Below are 8451 nucleotides of genomic sequence, written 5' to 3' on the forward strand. Positions count from 1 at the left end.
TTGGCAAGGCAACCGTGGCGGTGCGGGAAAGCCCTGGCCATGTCGCTTCTCCGGAGATATAACCGGACATATCTGCGAGAGCTGAGAAAACGACTGATGGCGAGCAAGTCCCAGCGCAAGGCAACCCGTACCCACCGTCGTCGCGCAGCGGCGCGGGGGTTCGTGCGGGTTGAGGTTCAGGCGCCCAGGCAGGACGTCGGTCTCATTCGGGCCTTGGCCGAAACGCTGCGCGGCAAAGACAAGAAGGCCGAGGAAGCGCGATCCACGCTCAACAAGGTCTTGACGCACCCCGAGATGACAACGGCCTTCGATGTCTTTGGCTCGGAGCTTCCGGATGAGTTCTTTGCAGGCGTCTTTGACGAGCCGCGTCAAAGAGGCTGGCGCAAGGTCGATCTTTGAAGTTCCTGCTCGACACGAACGTCATTTCCGAGATCCGAAAGCGTGATCGCGCTCATCCCAACGTCGCCCGGTGGGTCGCACGCACGCCGGTCACGGAGATCGGAACGAGCGTCCTGGTCGTCGCGGAAATTCGTCATGGCATCGAGCTGAAGCGGCAAAGCGACCCGGAGCAGGCAAGATCTCTCGATCGATGGTTCTCGCAGATGCGGGTCCGGCTCGGAGATCGCGTTCTACCCATCGATGAGCCGATTGCGGCAGCCTGGGCCTTGATGGGAATTCCCGATCCGTTGCCTCTGATCGATGGACTCCTCGCAGCGACCGCCAAGGTGCACGGACTGACGCTGGTGACCCGCAACGTCGCAGATATCGCCGCTAGCGGCGTGTCGCTGCTCGATCCGTTCTCCGCACCCTGAAGGTCCCGGCTCCCGCGCCTTCACCAGCTCATCGGCCAGAAGCCTCGCGATCCGAATGTCTCGTTCCGGGATGCGGACGCCTCGCGTCTGGGCGGCGCGAACCAATCGTTTCTGTACCCGAACGTCTCCGGTCCCGCGACTTGGTTCGACGGCGTGCGCTTCTTGGCGCCGCGGACCGGCGGCTTCGCGGGCCTCGCCGGTTCGGCGGCCTTGGGCGGCGGCGGCTCGGTCGCCATCGCATAGGCCTCGCGGGCGGCCTTGCCGGGACGCTGCGGGGCGGGCGCCGCCGTCGTCATTGTCGCCGCCGGCGGAACGATGGTTGGCAGCGTGGTGTCGATCACGACGGGCTTCGGCCATCTGTGCGCCGATTGAATCCGGATGGTGGGGGGCTCTACCGCGGAGCGCGCCGCTCCGGCGCCCGGCTGCGGCAGGTACCAGTTGGCGACGAACAGCAGCGCCAGCAGCACGCTGCCGATATAAAAGAAGTAGCGGCCGATTGGCATGGACGGACGTGCCTTGGTACATGGGTCCGGAGGCGAACGTTCGCCAACGGCGATGGTTCCTCGAAGACATCGTGCCGCCGCGCGGGGGAACCTTTCGCTGCGCCAATGGCCATTGCGGTATCCGCGATCGGCGGCAGCGCAGTGGCGGCCGAGTTCTATGTCGTGCGCGACGCGACTACCAAGAAGTGCACGATTGTCGACACCAGGCCGACGACGTCGACCGTGACCATCGTCGACAACGGCGCCTTCAAGACCCAGACCGAAGCCGAAACCGACATGAAGATCATGAAGGCCTGCACGAGCAACTGAGGAGGAGAGGGGAGGGCTGCGGCCCGCCGCAGCCCTTCTTGCTGCCCGCGTCGCCCGCGATCCATCCGCTGACGGCTCAGGCGCTCCCCGCCGCCGTCCGCGACCAATGCAGCGCCAGCGGGCCGAGCAGGATGCCAAGCGCGAGCACCGCAAAGGCCGCCGTCCAGGCCGAAGCGCTGGCAGGTCCTCCCGCGGCGTCGAGCGCCACGCCGACCGCCCAGGCGCCGAGCGCGGACAGGCTGAAGCCGACGGTGGAGTGCAGCGCCATGGTCGCACCGCGGTTTGCGGGATCTGCGGCCATGGTCATTCCCGAGGTCAGTGCGCCGGAATCGGCCGGCACGGTCAGCGCGTAGAGCAGCAGCAGCGGGATCAGCACCCACGGCGACTGGTCCGACAGCAGTCCGATCGAGAGTGCCACCGCGCCCGAGGCGAACATGACGGCGGTTATGGCGCGATGCCGCCCGAGTTTCAGCGCCAGCTCATTGCCGAGGATGCTCGCGGGCATCGCCAGGATGGAGAACACGAAGCTGACGATCAGCGGCGTCAGCACGGTTTGGTGCTTTGCGACCACGAAGGTCCAGAACGCCACGATCCAGGTCCGGATGCCATAGAGCTCGAAGCAATGTGCGCCGTAGCCCAGCACGAAACCCATCGCGCTGGTGTTGCGCACCACCGGCGCGAAGTTCAAAAGGCGTCCCGCCGAGGGCTTGGGTTCGACCGGCTGCAACAGCACGCTCGCCGTCAGCATCACCAGCGGGCCGATCGCGGTGATGAAGAAGGCGGCGCGCCAGCCGAGGTGTTCCGCCACGAGCTGTCCGACCAGGAACGACAGCCCGACGCCGAGCGAGAAGCTCGACGTGTAGAGCGTCACCGCGCGCGAGGAGTCGCCGGGCGCAAGGCGGTCGGTCAGCGCCTTCAGCCCGGGCATGTAGGCCCCCGCAAATCCGATGCCGGCAATGGCGTTGCACAGCGCGCCCGACCACGGCCCGGCGGCGAACAGGCCGAACAGCGCGGTGCCGAACGCGCTCAGCGCCGATCCTGCGATCAAGATCCTGCGCGCGTCGATCCGGTCGGTGAGCGTCGCCAGCAGCGGCACCGCCAGCATGTAGCCGGCGGCCCCCGAGCCGGACAAAAGTCCGGCCTGCGCGCCGGACAAATGCCATTCCGGGATCAGGAAGCCGGCCAGTATCGCAGGCACGACGACATGCGGCAGCAGGCTGCCCAGTTGCCCCAGGCACATCGCGACGATGACGGCTTTACCTTCCAGCCTGATGTTGTCACCCGCCCCGATCGGGATGCGCTAGCCGCACCCGCAACCGGCCTTTCCTTGCTGCTTGGCTTTTGCATCGTCTGCGCAGCAGGCGTCAACATCGGCCGGCGCCGGTCCGCCGCAGCACGCGCTTGCGCCGGGAGCGGCCGAGCGGGTGCAGACGCCGGTCTCCGGCAGCACCAGCTCGACGCGCTCGGCAGCCTCGCGGTCGCCGGCGATATCGGCTGCAATCGAGCGCACCTGCTCATAGCCCGTGAGCATCAGGAAGGTCGGCGCGCGGCCATAGGACTTCATGCCCGCGAAATAGAAGCCCGGCTCGGGCTGCGCCAGCTCGCGCGCGCCGTGCGGCCGCACCGTGCCGCAGCTGTGCAAATTGGGGTCGATCAGCGGCGCCAGCGGCACCGGGCTCTCGACGACGGGATCGAGCTCGATGCGCAGCTCGCGCAGGAAATCGAACTCGGGCCGAAAGCCCGTGGCGACGATCAGCTCGTCAACCGTGACCTGGCGGGCGCCGGCGTCGGCGCCGACGATGAGGCCTTTGCCGTCGAGCGCGATATGGGAGACGCGAAACTCCCGCTCCAGCCTGACCTTGCCGTCGGCGACGAGACGCGCGAACGCGCTGCCCAGCTCGCCGCGCGCGACCAGCTTGTCGTTGGCGCCGCCGCCGAACGCCTTGGCGGGATCGCTGCCGCGGAGCAGCCAGACCGGCCGCGTCTTCGGCGCCTGTTCGGCCAGCCGGGCCAGGTCGATCAGCGTGCCGATGGCGGAATGTCCCGCACCGAGCACGGCAACCGTCTTGCCGGCATAGCGGGTGCGCTCCTTGCCGAGCACGTCGGGCATGCCGTAGGCGATACGGCTCCTCGCCGGTCGTTCTCCGATGGCGGGAAGGCCGTTGGCGCCGGCGGGATTGGGCGAATGCCACGTGCCGGAAACGTCGATCACGGCATCGGCGCGCATGACCTCCGGTCCTTTGCCGTTCTGATACCTGATCTCGAAGGGCGCGCTTTCGCGGTCCTTGCTCTTCAGCTTGTCGAAGCCGGCGCGGCTGATCTCGGTAACGCGGCTCGAGGTCCTGATGTGCCCGGCGAGCGCCGTCTTGGTCGCCAGCGGCTCGAGATAATGCTCCACCAGCTCCGCCCCGGTGGGATATTGCTGCGGGTCCGGCGAATTCCAGCCCGTGGTCCGAAGCAGCCGCTCGGCCGCACGATCGATATTGTATTCCCAGGGCGAGAACAGCTGCACATGGCTCCAATGGCGGACCGCGCTTGCAACGCTGTCGCCGGCTTCCAGAACGATCGGCTTCATGCCGCGCTCGAGAACATGGGCGGCGGCGGCAAGTCCGACCGGGCCGGCTCCGACGATCGCGACGGTCTTCGGGGTAGTCATGTCAACTTCTCCCACGGGTTGTCGAAGGTCGAAGCGCGGCGGGGTCGCGCCGCGCTTGCACCGGGTTTGCGCCGTCTAGCCGCAGCAGCCGCCGGTAGGGGCCGCCTTGCCGGGCTTGGTCGCCCGGATGAAGGCGCTCATGAATTTGCCGTCGACATCGTTTGCGACGGCATCGATGTCGATGCCCTTGGCGGCCAGCAACTCGCGGGCGTCGTCGATCCGATAGATGCGGGTCGGCTCGACGCCGGCCTGCTCGAACCCGGCTGCCGTCAGCTTCGCCCGGTAGTCGTTCTCGTCGAGCGCGCCGGCGATGCAGCCGACCCAGAGCAGCATGTCGTGCCGCAACTGTTCGGGAATTTTCCCGCGGGTGACCACGTCGGACACCGCAAAGCGGCCGCCGGGCCTCAGCACCCGGAACGCCTCGCGGATCACCTGGTCCTTGTCGGCGGAAAGGTTGATGACGCAGTTGGAGATGATTACGTCGACGGAGTTGTCGGGCAGGGGGATGTGCTCGATCTCTCCCTTGAGGAATTCGACGTTGTCGGCGCCGGCCTTCTTCTGGTTCTCGCGCGCCAGCGCCAGCATCTCGTCGGTCATGTCGAGGCCGTAGGCCTTGCCCGTCGGGCCGACGCGCCGCGCGGACAGCAGCACGTCGATGCCGCCGCCGGAGCCGAGATCGAGCACCGTTTCGCCCGGCTTCAATTCGGCAAGCGCCGTCGGGTTGCCGCAGCCGAGCGAAGCCAGCACCGCGGTTTCCGGCAGCGCGCCGGTTTCCTGGTCGGAATAGAGGTTCGATGTGATGGGGTCGGACGGCCGCGCGCCGCAACACGAGGCCGCGCGCACCGCGGCCTGGCCGTACTTCTCGCGGACAGCTTCCTTGATGTCGGTCATTTCAGGTCTCCTCTCAGTTAAACGATCCTGCTAGAATTATCGAAATTCAAGGCACGGCAAGACGAGGCACGGCAAAATCACGCCGCGCTCCTGGCGTCCCCGCTTTCGGCAGACTCGCAGCAGCACTCGGCAACCATGAAGTCCAGCAGCTCGCGCATCACGCCGTAGTTGGCGTGGCAGACCAGCGTGGTCCCCTCGCGCACCTGCGTCACCAGGCCGACCGTCACCAGCGCCTTGATGTGATGGGAGAGGGTGGAAGCCGCGATCTTCAGCTTGTCCTGCAGGCGCCCGACCGGCATGCCGGCGCCGCCGGCGCGGATCAGCGCGCGATAGATTTTCAGCCTCGTCGGATTGCCGAGGGCTTCGAGATGGGTGGCGGCGTCATCGAGTTTCATGACGGAAACATAGGCCGGGTCGCTCCCGTTGTCAACGGTATTTCTAGAATTATCGAAATACGGGAAGCGGGTTTCGCCGGACTCAACCCATAGCGTGGCCCGAGGCGCCTATGGCACGAGCGCCCGGTAGGCCTCGCGGACAGCCTTGAAGCGCTCGAACGGAAACTTGATCGGCACGCCTTCCATGGCCGCGGCGAACATCTCCAGATGCGCGTGCCATCCGGCGCAGGTTCGAGCGATGTCTTCGTCGTCGGGGATTCCAACCGTCAACGAGAGCCGCGTGCCGCCCGGGGTGGCAACGGCTTCCCATCGAAGGGGCCGATCGGGCTCGCCCGGGCTGCTCCACGAGTACTCGATCAGTCGAGGTGGATCCACTTCCGTGACGATGCTTTCGACGTTCGTGCCGCTCTCGGGAAAACTGAGCTTCGCGGCGCCGCCCTTGCTCAACGAAAGATCGCCGGGCGCGAGCCATTGCGGCAGCAGGCTCGAATCCGTCAGCATTCTCCAGACGGCTTCCTGATCGTGCTCGAGCGTGCGCACGATCCGGGCCTCAAAACGGTTGCCGACATGTACGATCGTGCCGAGTTCGCTTGCTTCCATGGTCCTTGCCCTGGGGAGAGATTGCTCAATCTACGCTGCTCCCGCCGCCGGAAATTTGATCCGCCGCAAACGCCAGGTCGTGCATGCTCGTGTGCGCAGCTCCCGCCAGTCATGCACTCACGTACAGCATGAGGCCGTGTCGCCGTCACCCGAGCGCGCCGCTTGAATCGGCGGGCATGGCACTGAGCCGTAAGAGCAAAACACGCAACAATCGCCCGCCTTCGGCTTCAGCCTCGCTCCGCAGCCGGTGCATTCATAGTAGAACCGGCAGGCGTCGGTAGCCATGGTTTCCAATCTTGCGGTGGCGCAGTGCGGACAGGTGATGGTCGATTGAAGCAGCATCGGATCAATTCTTGGGCGTCGACGGATAGCCGGCATTGTTGGTCGCGGATGTGAGTTGGTCAACATTCGGATTGACGGCCTTCTATATTTCGACATATCTGGATATATGGAAACAGAACCTGCCATCCTCGCGCTGGCCGCGCTGGCGCAATCCACCCGGCTCGACGTCTTCCGGCTGCTTGTGCGACACGAGCCCGAGGGGCTTCCGGCCGGGGAGATCGCCGTGGCCCTGGCCGTCCCGCAGAACACGATGTCGGCGCATCTGGCCGTGCTGTCGCGGGCCGGGCTCGTCACCGCACGCCGCACCGGCCGTTCGATCGTCTACCGCACCGATCTCTCCCGCTTTCAGGCCGTGATGGCGTTTCTGGTCAACGACTGCTGCGACGGCCGCCCGGAAATCTGCGCGCCGCTGATCGAAAGCATCTCGCCCTGTTGTCCACCGAAACGGAGGAGGAAAGCCAATGTCCGATCGCACGTTTAACGTCATGTTCCTCTGCACCGGAAACACGGCCCGTTCGATCCTTGCCGAGTCGATCCTGCGCAAGGAGGGGCGCGGACGCTTCAACGCGTTCTCTGCCGGCAGCCAGCCGAAGGGCATGGTGAACCCGTTCGCCATCAAGGTGCTCGCCGAGATGGACTATCCGGTCGACGGCCTGCATTCGAAGAGCTGGCAGGAATTCGCCCACGAGGGCGCGCCGGCGATGGATTTCGTCTTCACGGTTTGCGACAACGCCGCCGGTGAAGCCTGTCCGATCTGGCCAGGCCAGCCCATGACCGCACATTGGGGAATCGAGGATCCCGCTGCGGTCGAAGGCACGGACCTGCAGAAAGAGGCGGCGTTCATCCAAGCTTTCCGTTACGTGAAGAACCGCATTACCGCGTTCACCAGCCTGCCATTCGCCAGCATCGACCGCCTGTCGCTCGGTACGCGGCTACGCGACATTGGCCGTCTGGAGGGCGCGACGGTTGGGCAGGGGAAGGCAAGCTGATGGGCGAGTTTGACCTGACGCGCCGGCTGGCTGCGGAGGCGCTGGGCACGGCCCTGCTGGTGGCGACCGTCGTCGGCTCGGGAATCATGGCGGAGACCCTGAGCAAGGACGTCGGGCTGCAACTGCTCGGCAACACGCTGCCGACCGGCGCCATTCTCGTCGTGCTCATCGCCATCCTGGGGCCGATCTCGGGCGCGCATTTCAATCCGGCGGTCTCGCTGGTGATGGCGTTGAAGGGCGACATGCCGGGCTCCGAAGCAGCGCGCTACGTCGCCGTGCAGATCCTCGGCGGCATCGCCGGCACCGCGCTCGCGCATGCCATGTTCGGCCTGCCGCTGTTCGAATTCTCCATGAAGGTGAGGACCGGCAGCCCGCAATGGCTGGCCGAGGCCGTCGCAGCGTTCGGACTGGTCGCCACCATCCTGGCCGGCATCCGCTTCAACCGCCCGGCCGTGCCCTGGCTGGTCGGTCTCTACATCACCGCGGCCTACTGGTTCACGGCATCGACCTCGTTCGCCAATCCTGCCGTGGCGATTGCGCGCTCCCTGACCAACACGTTCTCGGGCATCCGGCCCATCGATCTTCCGGGCTTTATCGCCAGCGAGCTTGCCGGTGCGGTGATCGGATTGATGCTGATGAACTGGCTGCTGCGCGGGGCGCAAGGCGCCAAGATGACAAAGAAGGCAACGCCGGAAACATTGTGACCGGCGAGGCTGTGGTATATCCGACACGGGCGGGCAAATCAGTTCGGTTTGCCGGAATCGTGTCAAGCCCCTAAATCAAAAATATTTCTCTTTACCGGAATTACGATTTACGGTATAACCTCGCCCAGCCCGTGCCACCGTGAGGGACGTTTCGCGATCGTCACGAAACGTGGTGCGGGTTGCGATGGGCCGCTTGCTGCGTCAGGTGCTTGCACCGGGCGAAACGCAGCGGCGGACGGTGAAGTCGTGT

Annotated in this window: 13 protein-coding genes; 6 read left to right on the forward strand and 7 right to left on the reverse strand. The window is 65.9% G+C overall.

The genetic code is table 11. From position 1 onward, the window contains the following. The first annotated feature begins 96 nt into the window (after positions 1-96). Complete coding sequence (locus ACT4OC_RS21625) at positions 97-399, forward strand: hypothetical protein (RefSeq protein WP_444841069.1); 303 nt, start codon at positions 97-99, stop codon at positions 397-399. Then, positions 396-812, forward strand: a complete 417-nt coding sequence (locus tag ACT4OC_RS21630) for a type II toxin-antitoxin system VapC family toxin (RefSeq protein WP_444841070.1) — start codon at positions 396-398, stop codon at positions 810-812. The genes ACT4OC_RS21625 and ACT4OC_RS21630 overlap by 4 nt, the downstream gene beginning before the upstream one ends. Positions 813-832: 20 nt before the next feature. Here ACT4OC_RS21630 and ACT4OC_RS21635 read toward each other — a convergent pair whose 3' ends face one another. Continuing rightward, positions 833-1315, reverse strand: coding sequence for a hypothetical protein (locus ACT4OC_RS21635; RefSeq protein ID WP_444841071.1), 483 nt, complete (start codon positions 1313-1315; stop codon positions 833-835). Between the two features lie 105 nt (positions 1316-1420). Between ACT4OC_RS21635 and ACT4OC_RS21640 the strand changes: the two genes are divergently transcribed. Further along, entirely contained in the window at positions 1421-1624 is a 204-nt protein-coding gene (locus ACT4OC_RS21640) for a hypothetical protein (RefSeq protein WP_444841072.1), read from the forward strand. 76 nt (positions 1625-1700) lie between these two features. Here the strand turns inward: ACT4OC_RS21640 and ACT4OC_RS21645 are convergent, their stop codons facing one another. The 6 genes from ACT4OC_RS21645 to ACT4OC_RS21670 form a co-directional block, all read right to left on the reverse strand. Beyond that, positions 1701-2864 carry an MFS transporter gene (locus tag ACT4OC_RS21645; RefSeq protein ID WP_444841073.1) on the reverse strand — a complete coding sequence of 388 codons (1164 nt, stop codon included), beginning with the start codon at positions 2862-2864 and terminating at the stop codon, positions 1701-1703. A 60-nt stretch (positions 2865-2924) separates the two neighbouring features. After that, positions 2925-4280 carry an NAD(P)-binding domain-containing protein gene (locus ACT4OC_RS21650; protein ID WP_444841074.1) on the reverse strand — a complete coding sequence of 452 codons (1356 nt, stop codon included), beginning with the start codon at positions 4278-4280 and terminating at the stop codon, positions 2925-2927. A gap of 75 nt (positions 4281-4355) precedes the next feature. Then, on the reverse strand, positions 4356-5171 hold the full coding sequence (locus ACT4OC_RS21655) for an arsenite methyltransferase (protein WP_444841075.1): 816 nt from the start codon (positions 5169-5171) through the stop codon (positions 4356-4358). Positions 5172-5248: 77 nt separating this feature from the next. Beyond that, positions 5249-5566 carry an ArsR/SmtB family transcription factor gene (locus tag ACT4OC_RS21660; RefSeq protein WP_444841076.1) on the reverse strand — a complete coding sequence of 106 codons (318 nt, stop codon included), beginning with the start codon at positions 5564-5566 and terminating at the stop codon, positions 5249-5251. 108 nt (positions 5567-5674) lie between these two features. Beyond that, a complete protein-coding gene (locus tag ACT4OC_RS21665) occupies positions 5675-6166 on the reverse strand; it encodes an SRPBCC family protein (RefSeq protein WP_444841077.1) in 492 nt (163 codons plus the stop codon). Positions 6167-6283: 117 nt separating this feature from the next. Then, positions 6284-6508 carry a GDCCVxC domain-containing (seleno)protein gene (locus tag ACT4OC_RS21670; protein ID WP_444841078.1) on the reverse strand — a complete coding sequence of 75 codons (225 nt, stop codon included), beginning with the start codon at positions 6506-6508 and terminating at the stop codon, positions 6284-6286. A gap of 106 nt (positions 6509-6614) precedes the next feature. Here ACT4OC_RS21670 and ACT4OC_RS21675 point away from each other — a divergent pair, with 106 nt between their 5' ends. From ACT4OC_RS21675 to ACT4OC_RS21685, 3 genes are read left to right on the forward strand one after another with little or no spacing between them, the layout of a single operon-like run. Further along, positions 6615-6989: an ArsR/SmtB family transcription factor gene (locus tag ACT4OC_RS21675; protein ID WP_444841079.1), complete on the forward strand. Its 375-nt coding sequence runs from the start codon at positions 6615-6617 to the stop codon at positions 6987-6989. Continuing rightward, positions 6970-7497 (forward strand): arsenate reductase ArsC, encoded by a 528-nt coding sequence (locus tag ACT4OC_RS21680; RefSeq protein WP_444841080.1) that lies wholly within the window; start codon positions 6970-6972, stop codon positions 7495-7497. The genes ACT4OC_RS21675 and ACT4OC_RS21680 overlap by 20 nt, the downstream gene beginning before the upstream one ends. Beyond that, positions 7497-8201 carry an aquaporin gene (locus ACT4OC_RS21685; protein ID WP_444841081.1) on the forward strand — a complete coding sequence of 235 codons (705 nt, stop codon included), beginning with the start codon at positions 7497-7499 and terminating at the stop codon, positions 8199-8201. The genes ACT4OC_RS21680 and ACT4OC_RS21685 overlap by 1 nt, the downstream gene beginning before the upstream one ends. Positions 8202-8451: the final 250 nt, after the last annotated feature.

The sequence above is a fragment of the Bradyrhizobium sp. genome (genome assembly GCF_052389815.1).
Lineage (GTDB): Bacteria > Pseudomonadota > Alphaproteobacteria > Rhizobiales > Xanthobacteraceae > Bradyrhizobium.

Excerpts from the sequence above, each read along its gene's own strand:
- ACT4OC_RS21675 (WP_444841079.1), top strand. The coding sequence starts at position 6,615 with ATGGAAACAGAACCTGCCATCCTCGCGCTGGCCGCGCTGGCGCAATCC.
- ACT4OC_RS21660 (WP_444841076.1), bottom strand. The coding sequence starts at position 5,566 with ATGAAACTCGATGACGCCGCCACCCATCTCGAAGCCCTCGGCAATCCG.
- ACT4OC_RS21670 (WP_444841078.1), bottom strand. The coding sequence starts at position 6,508 with ATGCTGCTTCAATCGACCATCACCTGTCCGCACTGCGCCACCGCAAGA.
- ACT4OC_RS21625 (WP_444841069.1), top strand. The coding sequence starts at position 97 with ATGGCGAGCAAGTCCCAGCGCAAGGCAACCCGTACCCACCGTCGTCGC.
- ACT4OC_RS21680 (WP_444841080.1), top strand. The coding sequence starts at position 6,970 with ATGTCCGATCGCACGTTTAACGTCATGTTCCTCTGCACCGGAAACACG.
- ACT4OC_RS21665 (WP_444841077.1), bottom strand. The coding sequence starts at position 6,166 with ATGGAAGCAAGCGAACTCGGCACGATCGTACATGTCGGCAACCGTTTT.
- ACT4OC_RS21640 (WP_444841072.1), top strand. The coding sequence starts at position 1,421 with ATGGCCATTGCGGTATCCGCGATCGGCGGCAGCGCAGTGGCGGCCGAG.
- ACT4OC_RS21655 (WP_444841075.1), bottom strand. The coding sequence starts at position 5,171 with ATGACCGACATCAAGGAAGCTGTCCGCGAGAAGTACGGCCAGGCCGCG.
- ACT4OC_RS21650 (WP_444841074.1), bottom strand. The coding sequence starts at position 4,280 with ATGACTACCCCGAAGACCGTCGCGATCGTCGGAGCCGGCCCGGTCGGA.
- ACT4OC_RS21635 (WP_444841071.1), bottom strand. The coding sequence starts at position 1,315 with ATGCCAATCGGCCGCTACTTCTTTTATATCGGCAGCGTGCTGCTGGCG.
- ACT4OC_RS21645 (WP_444841073.1), bottom strand. The coding sequence starts at position 2,864 with ATGTGCCTGGGGCAACTGGGCAGCCTGCTGCCGCATGTCGTCGTGCCT.
- ACT4OC_RS21685 (WP_444841081.1), top strand. The coding sequence starts at position 7,497 with ATGGGCGAGTTTGACCTGACGCGCCGGCTGGCTGCGGAGGCGCTGGGC.